We start from the raw sequence: 21,404 nt of genomic DNA, 5'->3' as shown, positions 1-21,404 counted from the left end.
GGACCGGCGGCCGTCACGAACGGCAGCAACAGCACAGCGGTAGAAAGAATCGGTGCCACAGCAAGGACCTCCCGATGATCGCGGTGGGAATCGCGACCACCACACCTCAGCTCCGCGAAGAGCGGAACCCCACTCTCACCAGCACTTATAAAGACTTTCCGGGCTCGCTTTCGGGCATGCCGAAGCAGCTCCGCTCTGCATGAAGAGGGAGATTCGGAGTAGTCAGGTCACGACTCCTCGGTGCCTTCGAGAGCACCCCGCTCCCTGCGAGCCCGGCCAATCGCCCGGCGCAGCGTCGCGGGGTGCGTCAGTAAGCGCGGCCCTGCGGGGAGAACGAGCCAATGAAGCCCAGGGGGCTCGACGGCCGCCACCGGCGGGACGACAAGGTGGCTCCTCATTCCAAGAGGTACGGTGCCGGGCACCTGCCAGGCGGAGGCCGTGCCGACCGGCATCAGGAAGTACATGCGCAGAGACGTGCCCTCGTCGCCAAGGACGACCGGACCGACGGCCTCTCCGTCCGTCCGGAGGAGCGCGATCGCACGATGACCGATGCCCTCGGCCACTCGCACCACGTCCCACCACTCTCCGATGCGACAGACTTCCGGGTCGTCGCCGATCGGTATCCAGCGCGGGGGAATCGCGGGCGAGCGGGGGCTGTCCTCGGACATGGAAGTGTCTCCTCACCATCGTCGGTAAGGAGACACTTCCACGTGGTCACCACCACGTACGGACAGACTGTCCGGGGTGCTTTTCGCCGAACTCCCTTACGTCCGCTTTAGGTTGTGGTAACGCCAGCCCATCGCCCGAAGGACGCCAGCTCGTTGGACGGGTGGGTATCCATGCGCAGGAGCGCGGCCGACGTCTCACGTACGGACGGGTGGAAGCGGGTGTGATTCGGGGCGGCCTTGCGTGCCCTGCGCAGGTCGGTGAAGGCGCCGGCGCGATCGCCGACAGCGAGCTTCGCCGAGGCCACGTCGATGAAGTGGTGGCTGGAGCGCTCGCCGACCGTGGAGGCCGGGGGCGCCCATTCCTGCCCTGGCGCCGTGGACCACTGCGCGAGTCGCGCCAGGGCCTGACCGGCGTCGCCCACGTCGATCAGCGTGTGTACTTCGTGGATGCGGATGTTGGTCGGCCCGAAGGACATCTCGTAGGCAAGGGAGTCGCGGTTCCCGGCAAGCCGGGCAACGCTCTCGGCCTCCCGCAGGTACTCGTCGACGCCGTCCGGGTTGTTCTCCCGGGATTCAAGAACTGCCAGCTTGAGCAGCAGCGCGCCGTCCACAGCGAGCGCGTCGTCCGTGTAGGACCGCTCGGGCTGAAGTCGCTCCAACTCGGCGCGCAGGGCGAGGAGTTTGCGGCGTGCCGATATGTACGCGCCTTGCCGGAGCATCGCGCCGACGACGAGGTAGCCGGCGGTGAACTGCATCAACGGGTCCCCGGAGCGGTCCGCCGCCCAGCGGACGCGTTCGAGTGCGGTGCCTGACAGGTCGTGGTGCCCCATCTTGTGGGCGAGGGAGTTCACGGCCCGGTACGCGCGGGCGAGATGACCGAATGCCTGCTCCCGCTCGCCGTTCCGGCCGCTCAGCGCGATGTGCGACAGCTCGGTGATGACAGCCGGGAGGAGCGGCCCCATGGGGGCGTAGCGGCCGTCCCTGCGCAGGGTGGCCACCTGATCGACCTCGGAGGCGAGGACAGGCAGGGGCCGCGGTGCGATGTCCAGGTCGTCCGGGGTGTCGTAGCAGAGCAGGATTCGGCGCAGTTCGGGGATGACGGCATGCACCCCGTCCTCGGCCTCGGGCTCGCCGTAGTACGGCTGTCCGGTCAGGACTTCGGGGCCGAAGTGGAGCGCCTTCGCCAGCGCCAGTACGAGCGAGGGCGGCGCTTTGCGTGCGCCGGACTCGAGCTTCTGGACGTAGCTGGGGGAGATCGCGGCTTTCTGTGCCAGTTGGGCGGCAGACAGATTCCGTGTCTTACGAGCGATACGGAGACGGTCTCCCAGCGTCAGGTTTTCACTCATCGGTGGAACAGTCCCTTCGCGACGGAGCACTTCGGTCAGCGTACTTTCGCTGTCCAGCACAGGGCGGAACCTCGACCAGAGCCGCCTTCCCGGACGGCACGAAAAGGAACTCCGTCGACCGGTCCGAATGATGCTTCGAACCGACTGAAATCCCTCATACCACCGCACGACAGCCCGCCACATGCGCCTGCGCGCATTACGTGCTGATCGGTTCACCTGTCAAGAGTTCCACGGAAAAGCACTCCGGACAGTTTGTCCGCTGTCGATCCCCTCGCCGGTGGAATCGTCTGTATACAGCGCGCACCGATCGCATCCCGCTCCTCAACAGGAACCCGGTCCTCCAGCGCGCTCGTTTCCGCCGCACGAGTCCACTCCACAGGTGAGGGAGTCTCGAAATGCGCCACCTGCACGCCCCCATTTCGCACGGAACGGCACCGCCCCGCCTCTGGCCGAACGCTTCCGGCAGTCCCCTCGCCACACAGCTTCTCCGGCGGGGGCCGGGGACACTGCCGAAGGCTGTGGTACTTGATCTTTTCGGGACGCTCGTCCCGGCCCCTCTACCTGCGGAACGCGCCTCAGCTGCGGTCGAGTTGGCTGTCGTCATGGGCGTCGCAACCAAGGCCGCTGAGGCTTCCCTGATCAGCAGTTGGCGGTCCCGGCACGACGGCACGCTCCGCTCCACCAAAGCCGTCGCCGCGCACCTCGTCGAACGGTGCGATGCACCCTCCGACCGTACGGATGCCGTGGAGACGGCATTGCACCGCCTCGCTTCCTCACGGCTACGGATTGATGCCTCGGTCCTTCAAGCGTTGGTGGAACTCCGAGGCAGCGGAGTGAAGTTGGCGCTGCTGAGTGACGCCTCGCCCGATGTCGCCGAGCAGTGGGATGTGACGGCTGCCGTCTCGTCCCACTTTGAGGCGGCGGTGTTCAGCTGCCGAGAGGGCGCATTGAAGCCTCATCCTAAGCTCTACTCCCGCGCGTTGAGCCTTCTCGGCGTCGAATCGCGCGAGGTCGTGTACTGCGGCGACGGGGGCGGAAACGAGCTCGCCGGTGCGCAGCGCTTTGGGATGCGGCCCGTGAAGGTTGCGCGACGGGGCGGGACCCAGAGTCTCGTATTCGGCGAGAAGCCGTGGACCGGGATGTTGCTCACGTCCGTGGAAGACTTGCCTTCTGCCCTGGCCGACGGGTGGGGCCAATGAGCACAGCGCGCGCCTGGACGGTGCGCGAAGGACTTCCTCGGCTCACCTCAGCCCCAACCGCGCCCGTGGAGAACGCCCTTGATGGCGATACCCGTCTGATCCACGTTCGGTACGCCGGCCTGTGCGGCAGCGACCTCCCCAAGCTTCACCCGACGTGGAACGCCCCGGTTCCCGACCCCTGGTTCCCCGGACACGAGATCGTCGGACTCGACGCCCTGACCGGTGACTGGGTCACCGTCGATCCGCTGGTCTCCTGTCGTACGTGTCCCGACTGCGAGCACGGGCGTACGCACCTCTGCCGCCGCCTCCAGCGCATCGGCTGGGACCTCCCCGGCGGTCTCGCCGAAGCGGTCCGCGTGCCCAGCTCCAACGTGGTGAGACTCCCGGCCCTGCGTGACCACGCGCACGGGGTACTCGCCGATCCCATGGCGGTGGCCGTGCACGGGGTGCGCTGCGGGCTCCGGGCCCGTTCCGGCCGCCTGGGGGTCATCGGCTCCGGGGCCCTGGGCGTATGCACCGCCGTGCGGGCGGCACACGCGGGCTGGGACGTCCACCTGGCCGCCCGCTCCCCTGCTCGCATCAGTCAACTCCGAGACGCGCTGGCCAGCTTGAACATCGACGTTCATCACCGCACGCTCCCGAACTGCGACGCAGTCGTCGACGCCGCCTCCGGACACGACGACTCCCCGCTACGCCAGGCCGTGGCCGCAGTCCGCGACGGCGGCGTCGTCCTCGTCCAGAACGCCTACGCCCCTCGCGTCACTCTCTCCCTCCCACTCCGCAAGCTCTTCTCCCGCTCCATCACGGTGCGCGGTTCCTTCTCGTACTGCCGCGCCGACGGCCACGACGACTTCCGCGACGCGCTCGTTCTTCTCGCCCGCGGCGGAGCCTGGGCCGACCTGCTCACCCACGACCGCTACCCGCTTCTCGAACTCCCCAGCGCCCTGGCAGCGATGCGCCGCGACTCCCCGAACCGCCCGGCCAAAGTCCTGCTCACCTCCAACATCTGACCCCAGGAGCACCCCGTGACCTCCCAAGTCCCCCTGCTTATACACCGCATAAATTCCCCCTCCGACATCGCTCCCGAGGACGTGCATGACGGCATCCTTCGCATCCTCGGCCTCCCCGCCGGCCACACCCGCGACGTCATGCTGGGAAGTGTCCTGACCGGCCTGTTGTTACGCGGGCCGAGGATCGCGGAAGTCGAGGCCGCCATACTCGCCGCCACGCACCTGGACCGGAACGGCTGGGACTTCCACCAGCCGCCCACGGGAGTTCGGCTCGTCGGCTACACCGGCAGTGGCAAGAAGACCTTCAAAACGATCAACCTCAGCTCTGCCAGCGCGCTCGTCGCGGCCACCGGCGGAGCGCACATCGCCAAGCTCGGCTCCCGCAGCGCTTCCTCGAAGACCGGCTCCCGGGACTTCATCGATCTGGTCGGCGGGAAGGGCGAGGCCGTGCCGCACCACGACATGGTCGCCATAGCGGCCGAGTGCGGGTTCGGGTTCTTCTCCATCGAGCACCGGGTGCCGGAGTTCGACCGGTGCTACGGCGGAAGGTTCCAGGCAGTGCACGCCCTCAGCCTGGCCTTCCCCGCCCTGCTGAGCCCCGTCGTCTGCTCCGCCTTCGTCTACGGGCTGTCGCATCCCGCAACCCGTATATCCGCCCAGATACTCTCCCGGCTCGGGCTCCCGGACGTCACCGTCGTCAACTCCTCCACCAACGCCTCGCTCCAAGTGGACGAACTCCTCCCCGGTACCACTGTCCGCGCCTGCCGCATCAACAACGGCGACGAGGACCCGGCTCTGGCCGACGACGTCACCCGCTCCGCAGCCGCCCTGCCCCGCAATCTGCGCGCGATCGCGCAGCACACCGACCCGCGCGAGAACGTCGCCGCCGTAGTCCGCCTCCTGGCCGGCCACGAAGCCTCCCCCGCCCGGGACGCGGTCGCCCTCAACGCGGCCATGCTCCTGCTGGCCGCCCGCACGGTCCCGACCTTCCAGACCGGACTCGACACCGCGCTTGCCATCCTCCGTACCGGCGCGGCCCTGGACACCCTCATCCGCTTCGTCCGCCTCACCGGCGGAACTCCCCACATGGTCGGCGCACTCCTGCGTCCGCCACTCGCCGCTCCCGTACCGCACAGGGAGAAGGCGCCGTGCTGAACCGCGACGAGCTGGGCATCGTTCACCTGGTCCTCAACACCGACTGCAACGCCTGGGATTTGGCCCCGACCACCGCCTCCCCGGGCGTCTGCCGCTTCTGTTACCGCGAACGCAACCGCGTCGCCACCGACGCCGCCACCGTCGAGAAGGTCATCGACCGCATCCGGCACGAGTCACAGGCGTACCGCATCGTCTTCACCGGCGGCGATCCCGTCATGCCGTACGACAACCACCTGGAGCCCGCGCTCCAGCATGCGCGCGCCGCCGGGTTCGAGACGAACCTGCACACCAACGGCCTTCTCCTGCAGGACCGTTACCCGGGCCTGCGCGACCACGTCAGCACCTACTCCCTGGCCGTCGACGGCCCGGACGCCGAGACGGCGGACTGGTTCCGCGGCCAGGGCTACTTCGAACGCTTCCAGGCCAACACCGCCATGCTCGCCGCCGACCAACGCCACCTGGCCTTCAACACCTTCACCACCCAACACTCCATCGAGTCGCTCCCCCGCCTCGCCCAGCTCATCGCCGATCTGGCCGCCACAACGCCCGCCGAGTACTGGCTGATCTCCCAGTACCGACCCATCGGCCGCGCCAGCACCCGCAAAGCCGAGATCTACGGCTTCGGCCGCGAGGACTTCCTCCAGGCCGTGGACTCGGTACGCGCTCTGCTCCCAGGCCTCCCGGTCTACGCCCAGCCGACCCGCGCCCCCGACGACGCCTACCCGTTCCGCGTCTGGGTTCTGGCCGACGGAACGGTCACCGCCGATCTCGGCAGCGTCGCCGCACCGCGCAACGCCGTACTCGGCAACCTCCTGGCCGACGGCTTCGAACCCCTGGTCCGCGAAGCCTTCGCCCTTCGCGCCGACACCCCCACCACCACTGCTCAGGAGGTGACCCGATGAAGTTCGACACCGCGTACTACGAGAACGTCGTCGTCCAGCACTGCTACGAGCGCCTCGGCCTCGGCGCCATCGACTTCGGTCTCGCCGGAATGAGCCCGGACGACCTGCGTACGAAGTGGATGTGCCACACCGGAGCCCGCGGGTTCGCCGAGGCAGTCGCCGCCGGCCAGGCCGCCACAATCACCACCGGCGTCGGCCTCGGCGGCCCGCCCCACGCCGGGACCCTGTTCCAGCTTCTGCGCGCGATCAAGCTCCAGCAGCAGGGGCTGGACGTCCAGATCGTCCTGGGCGACCTGGACTCCTACAACGCCCGCCGCACCCCGCTGGAAAAGGTGCGCCGCACCGCCGAGCAGTACGAGGAGTTCATCCGCCTCCTCGGCTTCGACGAGTGCCTCGGAGTGCTGCGCCGCCAGGAAGGCCGCACCGACGTTCTCGCCACCGCGTTCCTCCTCTCCCGACACCTGGAGGACGAGGACTTCCAGTGGGCGGAGGAGGACCTCTCCGGGCTCTACCGCAACCACGGCGTCTTCGACCACCTCAACTACGGCATGAAGCAGGCCACCCTCCTCATGGCTGCCGACTTCGTCCACCTGCTGTCCGAAGGCCGGCACGTCCTGGTCTCGCTCGGCGTCGACGAGCACAAGTACGTGGCCCTGGCCCGCCGCGGTGCCGAACGCTGGGGCCTGCCCGCCGACCGCCTCTCCGGCATCTACACCAAGATGATCCCCGGTCTGAGCGGCCTGCCGAAGATGAGCAAGAGCATCCCCGGCTCCGGTATCGACGCCTCGATGCCCGCCGACGACATCCGCGCTCTGCTCACCACGGACACCGACTCCGCCCACGAGGACGACGGCTCGGCCCTCCTCCAGATGTACGCCTGTCTGCCCGATGTCGACGGCCTGGCCTACGACCGGGCCGCCACCGCCCGTCGCTCCGGCGACCCCGAGTGGAACGAACTGCGCGAGTCGCTCGTCGACCGCGTGATCGCCATGTTCTCGCTCTGGCCGAAGTAGCCAAGGTCATCGCCCCATCCCTCCTCCACCGCAGGAGCCCGCCCATGCACATAACCCCCGCCCCCTCCAGCACCCCCATCGGCGACCCCACCACGCACTTCATCCGGTACGGCTACCGCAGCCGCGACACCGTCGAGTACTTCGCCGACGCCACGGACGACACCACCGTCTGGCAGCCCGACGTCTACCCGTACACGGCCGCCCGCATGGAGGAGTACGGCCGTGACGTCCTGATCGACATCGGCTGCGGCCGTGCAGGCAAGCTCGCTTCGCTGGCCGCCGTCCACCCCAACTGGTCTTACCTCGGCGTCGACTTCGGCGCCAACCTCAACTGGTGCCGCGACCACCACACCTTCGGTCAGTGGATCGAAGCCGACCTGGAATCCGCTCGCAGCCTCCCGCTCGACCCCGCCCTGATCAGCCGCTCCGTGGTCGTCTGCTCCGACGTCCTGGAACACCTCCTTGACCCGCGCCCGGCCCTCGCCCTCCTCCACCGCCTCCTTGAACAGGGCTGCGCCGCCGCGGTCCTGTCCACTCCCGCCCGCGAGTTCCGCAGCGGGTACGACGCCCCCGGCCCACCCCGTAACCCCAGCCACGTCCGCGAATGGGCCAGCGACGAGTTCCAGGCACTGCTGCGCGCCTCGGGCTTCGCCATCCTGTCCGCCGAACGCACCCGCAGCGACGACGTCTCCCACGGCATGTCCACCCAGCTGGTACTCGTCGGCCTGGCCCAGGAGGCGAAGACTCCATGACCACCGATCCCACGCACCCTCAAGGCTTACGGGTGGTCCACGTCCCGGCCCGCACCCCGTACGCCCGCAAGCTGCACGGCCCGGACTTCCACATCCTCAACGACACCCCGCTCCCCACCGGCGAAACGATCCCTGCCGCCGTCAACGCCACCTGGCTCCTCGACCACACCCCACTCACCTGGCTCGACGTCCTGCACCTGCACCACATAGACGCCGAAGACCCCGCCACCCTGGAACGCCTACTCGACGCCTGCACCACCGCCGACGTCCGCGTGGTCTTCACCGCCCACGACACCACCCCTATGTACGGGACCCCCGCAGACTTCACCGCCCGTCTGCGCCTGCTCCTCGCGGCCGGCGTGCACTGGGTCTGCCTCACCGGCACATCCCGCTCCGCACTGACCGACCTCCTCGGCACTCCGCCGCCTGCGGCAGTCATCCCGCACGGCTACGTCGCGCCCCCGGAAGAGCTCCTGCGCCGCGAGCGGGAACGGGGCTCGGGCTCCGCCCGCTTCCTGATGTACGGAGCCGCTCGCCACAGCCGTGACCAGATATCCCCCGTCATCAACTGGAGCCTCGGCACCCCGGACCCCGGTGCCACCCTCCAGCTCCTGCTCCGCGCCTTCAGCCCCGCCGACTTCACCACCGAAAGCCGCACGCCGCTCCTGCTGGAGACAGCCCGCCAAGACCCACGCATCCGCCTGACAATGCGCCCGTACCCCACCGACGACGACGTCATCAACGCGGGCCTGGCCTCCGACGTTCTCCTGCTCCCCTACCTCTGGGGCAGCCACTCCGGCCAACTGGAGCTCGCCTTCGACCTGAACCTCCTCCCCGTCTGCTCCCGCACCGGCCATCTCCCCGAACAACACCGCCAGCACCAGGGCTTGATCCCCGAGCCCGAATGGTTCGACTGGTCCACGGGCCACCCCAACCTCTACGGCGAACGCTTCCTCACCGCCGTAGAGAACGCCACCGCCCGCCTGGCCGACACCCCACGCCACCTCGACCCGGCCTTCCTCGACTACCGCATCCAGGAACACAAGACGATCCTCACCGCGTACGCCCAGGTCTACGGAGGAGACCGATGACCGACACCGCCCCGCCCCGCATCTCCTGCGTGATCCTCTGCCACAACTACGGCCGCTACCTCGACCGCGCCATCACCAGCTGCCTGCAACAGGAACCCGGCAACTACGTCCTGCACGAGATCCTGGTCATCGACGACGGCTCCACCGACGAGACCCCGGACATCTGCGACCGCCACCGGGGCCACATCCGCGTGATCCGTCGCGACCAGCAGGGCTTCGGCCCCACCCTCACCGACGCCTTCCACCTCGCCACCGGCGACTGGGTCGCCCCGCTCGACGCCGACGACTTCTTCCACCCTGCCAAGCTCCGTACCTGCGCCGAGGCCATGACGGACGACCGCCTCTACCTCGAACACTGGGAGTACGTCGTCGACGCGAACGGCCACCCGTTCCTCCCCGACCCCCACCCCGGCGGCAACACCAGCACGCTCCTCGTCCAACGCGAAGCGGCCCTCACCCTGCTCCCCGCCACCAACGAGATCTTCTTCCACGCCCTCAAAGAGGCAGGCCGCGGCTACATCCTCCCCACCCCGCTCACGTACTACCGCCTCCACCCGCTGAGCATGACCGACCGCCGCAACCACGGGATCTCCCAGCAGTACCGGGCCAAGACATGCACCGCCCTCGCTGACCGCCTCCACGCCATGCGCCAACTCCCACCACCCTGGGCCGGCCCCCGAACCGTCCTCCGCATCGAGAATCACTTCCGCGCCCTCGCCACCAGCCATCGCGTCGAGGCCTACCTCCAGCTCGGCACCCGCCCGCGCAGCCTCCTCCCCCTCGCATCGATGCTGATCCACACCCTCCGCGCCAGAGATCCACTCTCCGGCTGGCTCCGCGCGCTCCGCAGCGCCCTGACCAACCACCCCCTGGCACCGCTCCCACACCCGCCACACACCGAGACGGAAAGTGATCAAGCAAATACGGCGGCATAACGCGCGATGCTAAAATCACGGCTTCCCATTCTTGCTGGTCAGCCCAGCACCCCACTTCAGGAGCGATTAGGCACCATGAGCCGCCTCAGCGAGTCCGTAACCCGCGCCATGCAGATCCTCGACGGATCGGACCTGGCCGCGGACTATACGGTCGCCCGGCTCCTGGAAGAGACATATAGCCGCCGCTCCCTGGACCTGACCGACCTCTCCCCGGAGGAGCAGGCCGCACTGGTCGAGGGCCGCGCGATCAATGTGATTCCCTCGGCCTCGAAGCTCACCGAGAAGATCACCGCCGCGCAGGCCGAGGGCCGGAAACTCGTCGTGAAGTACGGCATCGACCCCACCTCGCCGGACGTTCACCTCGGCCACTCGGTCCCGATCATCATCGCGAACCGCTTCCAGCGGATGGGGCACCACGTCGTCTTCATCATCGGTGACGTCACGGCCAAGATCGGCGACCCCTCCGGCCGCACCTCGGACCGTCCGCCGCTCACCGACGCCGACATCGCGGCCAACCTCTCCGGCTACCAGAAGCAGGTCACCCCGTTCATCGACTTCGAACGCGCCGACCTCCGCTTCAACGGCGAGTGGCTCAACAAGGTCAGCCTCCCCGAGCTGGTGGAGATCCTGGCCCGCGTCCCGGTCTCGATGACCCTCCAGCGCGAGGACTTCCGCAACCGCCTGGCCGCCGGTGACGGTCTCTCGGTCGCCGAGTTCGTCTACTCCGTCGTCATGGCCCTCGACTCGGTCGCCATCACCGCCGACGTCGAACTCGGCGGCGTCGACCAGCTCCTCAACCTCCAGATGTGCCGCAAGGTCATGGAGATCCGCGAGCAGACCCCCGAGGTCGTCATCACCACCCCTCTCATCGAGGGCACCGACGGCAACGGCTCCAAGATGAGCAAGTCCAAGGGCAACTACGTCGGCCTCTCCTCCACCCCGGACGAGATCTACGGCCGCCTGATGTCCATCCCCGACCACCTCATCGAGCCCTACCTCAAGCAGCTCACCGAGTGGACCGACGAAGAAATCTCCAAGGTCACGGCCCGCATCGCCGACGGCACCGCGCACCCCATGGCCATCAAGCGCATCCTCGCCGGCGAGGTCACCGCCACCCTCCACGGCCTCAAGGCCGCCGAGGAGGCCCGCGCCGAGTTCACCGCCCGCTTCTCCAAGCGATCCTTCGCCGACACCCAGAACCTCCCGACGATCTCCCTCCAGGAGCACGCCGAGACCCCCCTGGCCACCCTCATCAGCCAGGTCCTGGGCTTCGCCACCAGCAACTCGGCGGTCCGCCGCATCGCCCAACAGAACGGCCTCCGCCTGATCGCCGAAGCCGACGGCGAGCAGCACACCACCCAGCTCACCGAGACCGCCGTCCAGCAGCCCCTTGGCGAGATCCTCACCGAGGCCGACTCCGCCAAGGACGCCGACCTGTACCTCAAGATCGGCCGTAAGATCGCCCGCATCGACGCCTGACAACACCAGCTACCAGCCCCGTCCAGACCGGGCGGGGCACCGCTGTTTCTACATCCCTGACAAGTCGCGGAGTGGCCGCCATCACTCCACCTCACAAGCCATTCAAAACGTTGTGTATCTACATACGCGTGAGAGGGGGTGCGACTAGGGGTTGTGCTACCGTACTCATACACGCAAACGTTCGAGCCGTGGCACATGGTTCGCATGAAGCGGGCATCCCGGGCACAGCTATGCCCCGGGGCGCTTGCGAGCAGAGGCACACACCGGGGCTTACGTATTCCACCGTAATCCCCGGACCCTAGATACGCAACACGGACCCTCGGGGGGATTCCCATGCAGTGTGCCACGGCCGACGAGAAGCACCTGATCCGGATGATCGACGCCAACAGGTATGCCGCCCCGGACGCGATCTGCTCCGTCTCCTGTAAACAGTCCCTGGCGTGGTCGGACTGGGAGACGGACATCTCCAAGGCCATGTACGAGGTACTCCGGAACCTGGAGAACGCTCTGCGTTGCACCGTCGCCGCCCGGCTGGTTCTGCACTACGGGCAGGAAGACTGGTGGGAGGCCCCTACTCTGCGCCTCACCTATGAGACCAAGAAGAAGATCGAGGAAGCCAAGAGCAAATTGCGCCGCGCGAACGCGCCGCTGACGCCCACAGCGATCCAGCGCGAGGTGTCTCTCGGCTTCTGGGTCACGCTCATGGGCCGTGGCACTGACTACGAGACCCAGTTGTGGCGCCCGATGAAGGCCGGCTTCCCGGGCTACCAGGGACGTCGCGCGCAGCTCTACGTACGCATGAATCACCTTCGCATCCTGCGCAACAAAATCGCACACCAGGAACGCATCGGCGGACGGGACCTCACCGCCGACCGTAGTTCCGCACTTACCGCTATCGGATACGTCTCCGAGGCGGTCGCGCGGCGGGTATCCGCTGCGGACGTCGCGATACCGACCCTGCTGGCCGCTCGCCCCGAGGTCTGTCCACAGCGCCGAGGTGAGGAGTCATGATGCAGGAACTCGTACTGTTGGGTGACTGTTGCGAAGTCACGGCCAGTCCGTCCAGCGACCTCTTCGCCGACCTTGCGTCCGACGCCACCGGCACACCCGTGGTGACTCCGGCCGATGTCGGAGTCACCGGGCGAATCGAGGCGTCAACGCTTCGACGACTCCCGGAAACCCCCGTCGGACTGAACCGCTACCGGCTGTCCCCCGGCGACCTGATGCTGGTCCGCCTCGGGGCAGTCGGCCGGGTTGCCCTGGTCGAGGAGCCCGCTCGCGATCAGGGCTGGGCCTACCACTCCTCGTGCATGCGAATTCGTCCGGATATCGAGCAGGTGGATCCGTCCTATCTCTCGGCCTACCTGACTCACCCCCCCGTGGCGGACCAGCTGCTCTCATTTGCCCAGGTGGGGACGGTGCCCAGCCTCACGATGTCCGCTCTGAAAGGGCTCCCGGTGGCTCTGCCCGACTTGCGTACCCAACGCCTGCTGGCCGGTGCGCTCGGCGAAGTGGCCCATCAAGCCGATATCCAGCGCCGCATGCTCGCACGCCTCGACGCGGTCCGACAGGGGCTGTTCACGCAACTGCTGGGCGAGGATTTCCCGGATACGGGAGCCTCCCGCCCCAAGGGGCCGCTGCCCGAGCGGCGAGCGCCAAGGACGCGAAGGACGAACCGAATGTCATAGCCCGGTCCTACGCTGGACCGGTATGCCACAGGACACGCGCCCTGTGGGAAACATGAACAAGGAGAAACCCGAGTGGCACAGCTCACGCTGCCCCAACTGGAGCGGCACCTGTACGCGGCCGCGGACATCCTCCGCGGCAAGATGGACGCCGCGCAGTACCAGGACTACATCTTCGGAATGCTGTTCCTGAAGCGGGCTTCGGACCAGTTCGACGTCGCACGCGCCAAGGTGGTCAAAAAGTTCGTCGCTGAAGGCAAAAGCCATCAGCAGGCCCAACTGATCTCCGAGTCGCGTGGCGCCTACCGGGCGCACGAGTTCTACGTTCCGCAGGAGTCCCGCTGGTCCACCATCGCCAGGGATTCCCGCACCGAACCGGGCAAGGCGCTGGACATCGCACTGGCGGAACTGGAGAACCACAACCACCAGGCGCTCGACGGCGTGCTCTCCTACATCAGCTTCACGGAGAGCCGTGGCGGTAACACCAAGCTGACCAAACCGGTCATCCAGCAGCTCATCGACCACTTCAGCGAGTACCAGCTCAGCAACGACGACTTCGAGTTCCCGGACCTTCTGGGGCACGCCTACGAGTACCTGATCGGCGAGTTCGCCGATGAAGGCGGCAAGAAGGGCGGCCAGTTCTACACCCCGCGCTCGGTCATCCGCATGATGAACCAGCTGGTCAAACCCCAGCCGGGCATGTCCGTCTACGACCCGTGCTGCGGCTCTGCCGGCATGCTGATCCTCGCCAAGGAACACGTACAGGACCACGGCGGCGACGAGTCCCACCTGGCGGTGTACGGACAGGAGGACAATGGCAGCGCTTGGGCCATGGCCCGCATGAACCTCCTCATGCACGGCGTCGCCGACGGCGTCATTCACCACGGTGACACCCTCGCTGAACCCAAGCACATCCAAGACGGTCGGCTTCAGCGCTTCGACCGGATCCTCACCAACCCGCCGTTCGCACAGAACTACCGCCGAGAAGGCATGAAGTTCGCCGAGCGGATGGCGTACGGCTGGACGCCGGAGTCGGGCAAGAAGGCCGACCTCATGTTCATCCAACACGTGCTGGCCGTGCTGGAGGCGGACGGCATCGCCGCCTCCGTCATGCCGCACGGAGTGCTCTTCCGCGGTGGAGAAGAACAGAAGATCCGCAAGCAGATGATCGAGGAAGGCCGCCTGGAGGCCGTCATCGGCATCGGCCCCAACGTCTTCTACGGCACCGGTATCCCCGCGTGCATCCTCGTCTTGCGTGGCCGTGACGGCGCCCCCGCAGACCGGCGAGACGGCGTCCTGTTCATCAACGCCGACCGGGAGATCACGGCAGGACGCACCCAGAACCTGCTGGAGGCGCAGCACGCCGAGAAGATCGTCTCGGCTTACGAGAACTGGGCGGAGATCCCCGGCTTCGCACGGGTTGTGGAGATCGAGGAACTCGAGAAAAACGACTACAACCTCAACATTCGCCGTTACGTGGACAACACCCCCGCCCCCGAACCGCAGGATGTGCGGGCGCACCTGTACGGGGGCGTGCCCAGGAGCGAGATCGCGGCACACAAGACACAGTTCGAGGCCTTCGGTATCGACCCGGAAGGCGCGCTCTTCCAACTGCGAGACGGCGACCCGGATTATGTCGACTTCCTGAACGAGGGACATAAGGCGACGGCCGCCCGCATCCCCGGGCTGGCGCAAGAACGAGAGGTCGTCCTCGGGCGGGCCTTCCACGCGTGGTGGGGTGAGCATGCAGAGCGCCTGGCGAAGCTACCCGTCCACCAGCAGATGGCGCAGGCCCAGGATGAGCTGCTCACCACGTTTACCGAGGCTCTGGAACCCGTTGGGGTTCTGGACAAGTACCAGCTGGCCGGCACCGTCGCCGCGTGGTGGTTCGACACGAAGAACGACCTCAAGGTGCTGATGGCCAAGGATTTCAAGGGTCTCATCGACGGATGGGTACGCAGCATCGCCTCGGCCTTCGAAGAGCCTTCGGCCAAGGCAGACGCCAAAGCCAAAGCCCGCTATCGCGCCGCGATGCGCAAGGCCCGCGAGCACCGCCTCGTCCCGGAACTGCTCCCGGCGTACGTGGAGCAGTTGGAGACAGTGGAGGCACTCGTCGCCAAGCTGGACGCGGAAGTGAAGGCTGGATTCTCGCCGAAGCAAACCTCCAAGGCAGGCGACGCGGACGGGGATGACGACGAGGAAGAGGACGAGCTCGACCTGTCCCAGGTACTGCCCCCCAAGGAACTGACCGCTCTAAAGAAGCAGCAGCGCACCGCAAAGCTTGAACTAGCCTCTCTCAAGGCATCATTCGTTACCGAGTTGGAGGGCGCTGCGGAGAAGCTAACCGCCGCCCAGGCCCAGGAAGTCGTCCTCGGCTTCCTGAACGCCGACCTCTACGCCCGCATGACCCGGTTCGTCACCGCCGACCGGCGCGCTCTGGTGGACGTATTCCGTAACTGGGGCGAGAAATACGCGATCACCCTGACCGACTTGGAAGCAGAACGCGATGCCTCGGCCAAGCGACTGCGGGGCTACCTGAAGGAACTGGGTTATGCGTAATATCAATCAGGTGAAACTCCGCGATGTAGCTTCGCGCGTATCCGTCCGTAACTCTGGCGGCAATACCAACGTGCTGACCATTTCCGCTACGCACGGACTGGTGAGCCAGGAAGAGTATTTCAATCGCCGCGTAGCAAGTGCCGACCTCTCTCAGTACTACCTACTGAGGGAAGGCGACTTCGCTTACAACAAGAGCTACTCGGCCGGCTGGCCTGTCGGGGTAGTGCGGCCACTGGAGCGCTATAGGGAGGGAGTCGTATCTCCCCTCTACATCTGCTTTCGCCCAGATCCACAGCATGTGAATCCTTCGTACCTGCAGCATTACTTCGACTCCGGCGCACTGGACGAAGTCATTCTATTGATCGCGAAGGAGGGAGCACGCAACCACGGCCTACTGAATGTGGGAATTGAAGATTTCTTCGATCTGCCGCTCAAGCTACCCTCTCTGCAGGAACAGCAGCGAATTGCAGAAGTGCTCAACGAAATCGGTCACAACAAGCGACACCACCAGAGAGTCACGAGCAAGTTGACTTCGCTTCGTTCAGACCTAATTCGACATGCCACGTCTAATAATGGGGATCGTCAACAATCGACACTCGACGAACTCACCACCGTCATCGTTGACGGCGTACACCACACCCCAACTTACCGCGAATCGGGTGTCCCCTTCGTCACGGTAGAGAATTTGACACGTGGCACCGGCATCTCCATGGATCCAGTTCGATACATCTCCGAGGAAGACCATGCAGAGTTCTCCCGGCGAACAGAGCCTTCTGCGGGAGATATTCTCGTTTCCAAAGATGGCACACTAGGTGTAGCACGCGTCGTTCCAGAACACTTGAAGAAATTCAGCATCTTCGTCTCTGTGGCGCTAATTAGAACGGATCCACACCTACTGGACCCTCGATATGGATGCATGTTCTTCGAGTCGCCCCAGTTCTTCACTCAACTCCGGAAGCTTTCATCAGGTACTGGGCTTAATCACATCCATCTACAGGATTTCCGAAAATTTTTGTTGTCCGTGCCGGATATCCCTACCCAAAAAGCATGGTCCGTGAAGTTGGCGGCGGCCAATGAAGCGATCAACAAAGAGCAAGAAGCGTTGCGTAAAGTCGACAAAATTGGTCGCAGCCTAATGCGTGACCTTTTTTCTGAGCACACACACATTCCTACAACGCCGAAGCCAATCATCGTTTGATGAGGCACCCCAGTATTTGACGGCAAGTCCCTACGAGGCGGGGGCAGGCACCACAACTCATTTCGGACCCCCTCCAATACGTACCACTCACCCAAAGGAGACCGCTCCGCAATGTCCGGCCCTGAGTACAAGTACGTCGAAGCACCGCTGATTGCTCAGCTCACGCACACCAGCATGGGCTGGCGGCACGTGGTGGGCGTTCAGGGGGCGGAGTTGGCAGCGCCCGGCGAGGAGAGTGACGTTCGAGAGGGGACGACCGGCGCGCTGCTGACCGGGATTCTGCGGCGCAGGCTGGACCGGCTCAACCGGCGGCCGGACGGGACCTCCTGGGTTGACGACACCCGCGCGGCGATGGCGATCGCCGCGCTCAGTAAGGGCGGCGCGCCCGGCGGGGGCCTCGTCGCCGCCAATGAGGCGGCGACCGAAGCGCTGATCGAGGGAGTCGCTGTCCCCGGCGTAGAGGGGTGGGACGGCGGGCGGGCGCAGAAGGTGCGGTTCGTGGACTGGGCGGTGCCGGAGAACAACGACTTCCTCGTTGTCTCCCAGTTCCCGATGACGATCCCGGGTGCGCGGGACGATCACGGTAAGCCGCGCAGGCTGATCGCCGACCTGGTGCTGTTCGTTAACGGCATTCCGTTGGTCGTCGTCGAGTGCAAGAAGCTCAAGGCCGGGCACGGTGACGCGCACAAGGCAATCCAGCAGTTGCGTCGGTACGCCAACCAGAAGCAGGAGTCGGCTACTCCCGAGGGGAGCGAACAGCTCTTCCGAACAGTGCAGTTGACGGTCGCGACCACCGGGGATGCCGCCCTGCTCGGCACCTTCACCGCCCGACCCAAGGACTATGCGGTCTGGCGGGACGCGTACCCGCTGGACACCAAGCAGGTCAGCAAGACCACGTTCCATAAGGACGATGCCTTCGCCAGCGCCCAGAAGGTACTCGCGGCCGGGGTGTTGCATCCGCACCGGCTGCTCGACATCGTGCGGAACTTCGTCGTCTTCAAGGACGTCGAGGTCGCCGAAGGCCGTACCGCTCGCGTGAAAATCGCCCCGCGCTACCAGCAGTACCGGGCGGTCCACAAGGCGATTGAGCGACTACAGAAGGGCGAGACGAAGCACGTTCACGGCAAGGAGGACAAGCGCGGCGGCATCGTCTGGCACACCCAGGGGTCAGGTAAGTCGCTGACCATGGTGTTCTTGGTGCGCAAGCTGCGCTCGACACCGGGTCTGGGCCACTTCAAAGTCGTCGTAGTCACCGACCGCAAGCAGCTCCAGGAACAACTTTCCGAGACCGCCGCTCTCGCGGGCGAGAAACCGGACGTCATCACCCGCGCCTCCCAGGTGCCGAAGATCCTCGGCCTGGAGAACGCCGGCCTGATCTTCGTCATGATCCAGAAGCAGCAGGACGCGGAAAAGGCCCGGCAGAACGCCGCCGACTCCCTCGCTCACGAAGGCACCCCGGGGTGGGGCCCGGTCAACGACCGCGACGGCGTCCTCATCATGATCGATGAGGCGCACCGTTCGCACGGCTCCGCACTCCACCAGAACCTCATGGAGTCCCTACCCAACGCGGCCCGGATCGGCTTCACCGGAACCCCAATCATCATGAACCGCCGCAAGCTCACCACCACGACCTTCGGGGAGTTCATCGACACATACCGGCTCAAGGATGCCGAGAACGACGGAGCGATCGTGCCCATCTACTACGAGGGCCACATCGCCAAGGGCGCTGTCGTCGAGGGCGAGGCCTTGGATGAGGCGTTCCAGGAGGAGTTCGAAGAGCTCACCGACGAACAGTACGACGAACTCCAGAAGCGCTACGCCAAGTCATCCGCTGTCCTTGGTGCCGACGACATGATCCGGCGCAAGGCCCGGCACATGTTGCGCCACTACGTCGAGGGGGCCATGAAGGAGGGCTTCAAGGCCCAGGTCGTCGCCCACTCCCGCGGTATCGCTGTCCGCTACCGCGAAGCTCTCGTCCAGGCGCGCAACGAACTGGTCGCTGAGGTGGAGAAAGCGGCCCGGCCTCCGGCCCGCACCCTCTCCAAGGCCCAGGAGACGCCATCACAAGACCGTACGCCCAAGCAACGACTGCTGGTCTCCGCCCACCGGAATCTCGCCCTGCTCAAGGCCATCGACTTCGTTCCCGTGATCTCCCCCGACACTGAGGACGATCCGGCCTGGGCCTCCTGGTCGGACGGCACCGCGCAGGAAAGGGCGATCGAGGCTTTCCGTAGTCCCTTCCCGGAGCCGGAAACCCTCACCCTTCAATCGCGGCCGGTCGCCGTGCTCATCGTTCGCACCATGCTGCTCACCGGCTTCGACGCCCCCATCGAGCAGGTCATGTACCTGGATCGGCGGATGCGTGAGGCCGAACTCCTTCAGGCCGTCGCCCGCGTGAACCGTACCTACGGGGACAAGAAGCAGGCCGGATTCGTCGTCGACTACGCGGGGGTCTCCAAGGCCCTCAACGAAGCGATGCAGGCGTACGCCGCCGATGAGGCCGAGGGCCTGCCCATCGACTTCGCCGTCGAGGAGAACAAGCTTGAGCACCAGTGCGACGCGCTGCGCCACCACCTCGGCCTCACCCGCGCTCTCGTCGACCCAGCCGACACAGTCGCCGTGCACAAGCTCGTGGACACCCTGGAGGGCGAAGAACGGCGCATCAAATACCGCAAGTTGCTTCGGGAGTTCCTGAACACCCTCGATCTCCTCCTCCCTCGCGAGTCCACCCGCCCCTACCAGCAGCCGGCCAAGCTCTTCGGCTTCATCGCCCAGGTCGCCAAGCAGCGCTTCAGTGAGGAAGAGGACGGCTTCGACCCCGCTGCCTACGGTGAGAAGGTCGCCGAGCTGATCGACGAGCATGTCAGGGCCCTCGGTGTGGAGCGCGCGATAGAGCCCACCCGGCTCACTTCCGACGACTTCCGTACCAAGGTCGAGCAAATGCCCAGTTCGCGGGCCAAGGCTTCGATGATGGCGCACGCCGTGCGTAGCCACATCGAGCTCCACTTCAATGAGAATCCCGTCGCCTACGACAAACTCCGCGAGCGCCTGGAGGAGATCCTCAAGAAGTACGCGGAGTCCTGGGCCCAGCAGCTTGAAGCCTTCGAATCGCTCTCCCAGGACGCCCACGATGTGGCTGCTGGGCGGGATGCGGGGCTACCGGAGGACGTACGCAGCCTCAGCAAGCTGGAGCAGGCCGTCTACCAGCAGCTGACCACTGTTGTCACGGACGGGGTCATCGCCGACGCAGTACGTGTGGACCTGATCGGCTTGGCACGCGAAGTGCGGATCATCGGCGTACGGCACTCCGCTCGGAAGGATCTCTTCCACAACACGGCCGCACTGCACGACCTGCAGAGCGACATCTGGATGCTCCTCGCCGTCAACGACCGCACCCAGCCTTCCGTCGACAGTCTCGCGCCTGCGGTGCGGGAGATCATCCAGCACAACAAGAAGGATCTGTAAGGCTTTATGCCCGACACCCTGGCCGAACCGCTGCTCGTAGGAGGGCTGGTCATCGAAATCCACCCCGTACCCGGACGCAAAAGCGTCCGGGTCACGGTGGAACGCGACGCACGGATCCTCGCGGTCGTACCTCCCGGCGCGGACCGCGAGGCTCTCGAAAATCTCATCCGCACCCGGCTGCCCTGGCTCTACGACAAAGTCCGCGACCGGGAAGCAGACACGGAGCTGCGCCCTCACCGCCGCTTCACTGACGGTGAGGGCTTCTACTACCTGGGCCGCAGCTACCGACTGAAGATCGTCGCCGAGGCGACCAGCCCAGTTTCCCTGACCAACGGCAGGCTCAGGCTGCACCGGGACCACAGAGAGTCAGCCCGTGAAGCCCTAGTGGCCTGGTACGTGGAGCGGGGAAGGCTATGGCTTCCCCGGCGAATCGGGCCATGGTCGACGTGCCTCGAAGCACCGCCCTCCGATCTATTGGTACGGCCCCTCGGCTACCGCTGGGGTTCCTGCTCCGCCCGGGGCACCCTCAACATTCACTGGGCGGTTATGCAACTCCCCACGGTGCTTGTGGACTATGTACTGGTCCACGAGTTGGCGCACATGCACCACCCGAACCACTCACCTGACTTCTGGCGGATGGTCGCCCGTGCCCTCCCCGACTACGAATCTCGGCGCGCGAGGTTGGAGGAGTGGGGAGCCGGCATCTGGTTGCCCGACGGGAACTGACCGAGGTCTCTCTGCCGGGGCCGAGCCACTCCCCCAGCCCGCCCTGGCTGATGTCGTGGAAGCTCCCGGACAACACCGTCGAACTCCACCACAACGACACCCAGCTTCGCTGGACCTCCGCCAGTCCTGGATGGTGTCCCGCCGAGTGGTGTAGCAGCGATCAGTGCATAGCCCCTGGTCATGAGGCGGCCATCGCGCAACTCTCCGAGTAGAGAAGCTCG

17 protein-coding genes are annotated in these 21,404 nt (G+C 66.0%); 15 read left to right on the top strand and 2 right to left on the bottom strand.

Going from position 1 to position 21,404, the window contains the following annotated elements:
- Nucleotides 1-227: 227 nt before the first annotated feature.
- Entirely contained in the window at nt 228-668 is a 441-nt protein-coding gene (locus tag ACIA73_RS37860) for a hypothetical protein (protein ID WP_399443526.1), read from the bottom strand.
- Between the two features lie 107 nt (nt 669-775).
- On the bottom strand, nt 776-2,014 hold the full coding sequence (locus ACIA73_RS37855; protein WP_399443525.1) for a helix-turn-helix domain-containing protein: 1,239 nt from the start codon (nt 2,012-2,014) through the stop codon (nt 776-778).
- Nucleotides 2,015-2,409: 395 nt separating this feature from the next.
- On the opposite strand from ACIA73_RS37855, the gene ACIA73_RS37850 reads away from it, so the two are divergent.
- From ACIA73_RS37850 to ACIA73_RS37780, 15 genes are all read left to right on the top strand, one after another.
- Entirely contained in the window at nt 2,410-3,213 is an 804-nt protein-coding gene (locus ACIA73_RS37850) for an HAD family hydrolase (protein WP_399443524.1), read from the top strand.
- Nucleotides 3,210-4,223 (top strand): alcohol dehydrogenase catalytic domain-containing protein, encoded by a 1,014-nt coding sequence (locus ACIA73_RS37845; protein WP_399443523.1) that lies wholly within the window; start codon nt 3,210-3,212, stop codon nt 4,221-4,223. The genes ACIA73_RS37850 and ACIA73_RS37845 overlap by 4 nt, the downstream gene beginning before the upstream one ends.
- Before the next feature lie 81 nt (nt 4,224-4,304).
- On the top strand, nt 4,305-5,378 hold the full coding sequence (locus tag ACIA73_RS37840) for a hypothetical protein (protein ID WP_399443522.1): 1,074 nt from the start codon (nt 4,305-4,307) through the stop codon (nt 5,376-5,378).
- Nucleotides 5,372-6,280 carry a radical SAM protein gene (locus ACIA73_RS37835; RefSeq protein WP_399443521.1) on the top strand — a complete coding sequence of 303 codons (909 nt, stop codon included), beginning with the start codon at nt 5,372-5,374 and terminating at the stop codon, nt 6,278-6,280. The genes ACIA73_RS37840 and ACIA73_RS37835 overlap by 7 nt, the downstream gene beginning before the upstream one ends.
- On the top strand, nt 6,277-7,293 hold the full coding sequence (locus ACIA73_RS37830; RefSeq protein WP_399443520.1) for a hypothetical protein: 1,017 nt from the start codon (nt 6,277-6,279) through the stop codon (nt 7,291-7,293). The genes ACIA73_RS37835 and ACIA73_RS37830 overlap by 4 nt, the downstream gene beginning before the upstream one ends.
- Before the next feature lie 44 nt (nt 7,294-7,337).
- A complete protein-coding gene (locus tag ACIA73_RS37825) occupies nt 7,338-8,045 on the top strand; it encodes a class I SAM-dependent methyltransferase (RefSeq protein ID WP_399443519.1) in 708 nt (235 codons plus the stop codon).
- Entirely contained in the window at nt 8,042-9,136 is a 1,095-nt protein-coding gene (locus ACIA73_RS37820) for a hypothetical protein (RefSeq protein ID WP_399443518.1), read from the top strand. The genes ACIA73_RS37825 and ACIA73_RS37820 overlap by 4 nt, the downstream gene beginning before the upstream one ends.
- Nucleotides 9,133-10,071: a glycosyltransferase family 2 protein gene (locus ACIA73_RS37815; RefSeq protein WP_399443517.1), complete on the top strand. Its 939-nt coding sequence runs from the start codon at nt 9,133-9,135 to the stop codon at nt 10,069-10,071. Before ACIA73_RS37820 ends, ACIA73_RS37815 begins: the two co-directional genes overlap by 4 nt.
- Nucleotides 10,072-10,146: 75 nt before the next feature.
- Nucleotides 10,147-11,550, top strand: a complete 1,404-nt coding sequence (tyrS, locus tag ACIA73_RS37810) for a tyrosine--tRNA ligase (RefSeq protein WP_399443516.1) — start codon at nt 10,147-10,149, stop codon at nt 11,548-11,550.
- A 333-nt stretch (nt 11,551-11,883) separates the two neighbouring features.
- Nucleotides 11,884-12,561 (top strand): hypothetical protein, encoded by a 678-nt coding sequence (locus ACIA73_RS37805; RefSeq protein WP_399443515.1) that lies wholly within the window; start codon nt 11,884-11,886, stop codon nt 12,559-12,561.
- Nucleotides 12,558-13,238 (top strand): restriction endonuclease subunit S, encoded by a 681-nt coding sequence (locus tag ACIA73_RS37800; RefSeq protein ID WP_399443514.1) that lies wholly within the window; start codon nt 12,558-12,560, stop codon nt 13,236-13,238. Before ACIA73_RS37805 ends, ACIA73_RS37800 begins: the two co-directional genes overlap by 4 nt.
- A 72-nt stretch (nt 13,239-13,310) precedes the next feature.
- Complete coding sequence (locus ACIA73_RS37795) at nt 13,311-15,794, top strand: N-6 DNA methylase (RefSeq protein WP_399443513.1); 2,484 nt, start codon at nt 13,311-13,313, stop codon at nt 15,792-15,794.
- A complete protein-coding gene (locus ACIA73_RS37790) occupies nt 15,787-16,992 on the top strand; it encodes a restriction endonuclease subunit S (protein WP_399443512.1) in 1,206 nt (401 codons plus the stop codon). The genes ACIA73_RS37795 and ACIA73_RS37790 overlap by 8 nt, the downstream gene beginning before the upstream one ends.
- 111 nt (nt 16,993-17,103) lie before the next feature.
- Nucleotides 17,104-20,457 (top strand): type I restriction endonuclease subunit R, encoded by a 3,354-nt coding sequence (locus ACIA73_RS37785; protein ID WP_399443511.1) that lies wholly within the window; start codon nt 17,104-17,106, stop codon nt 20,455-20,457.
- 6 nt (nt 20,458-20,463) lie between these two features.
- Nucleotides 20,464-21,183 carry a M48 family metallopeptidase gene (locus tag ACIA73_RS37780; RefSeq protein ID WP_399443510.1) on the top strand — a complete coding sequence of 240 codons (720 nt, stop codon included), beginning with the start codon at nt 20,464-20,466 and terminating at the stop codon, nt 21,181-21,183.
- Nucleotides 21,184-21,404: the final 221 nt, after the last annotated feature.

Origin of the sequence: Streptomyces sp. NPDC051561 (assembly GCF_044454195.1) — a bacterium.
GTDB lineage: Bacteria > Actinomycetota > Actinomycetes > Streptomycetales > Streptomycetaceae > Streptomyces.
Note: the sequence above shows the minus strand (reverse complement) of the source record. Positions and strands in the feature narration are given on the sequence as shown.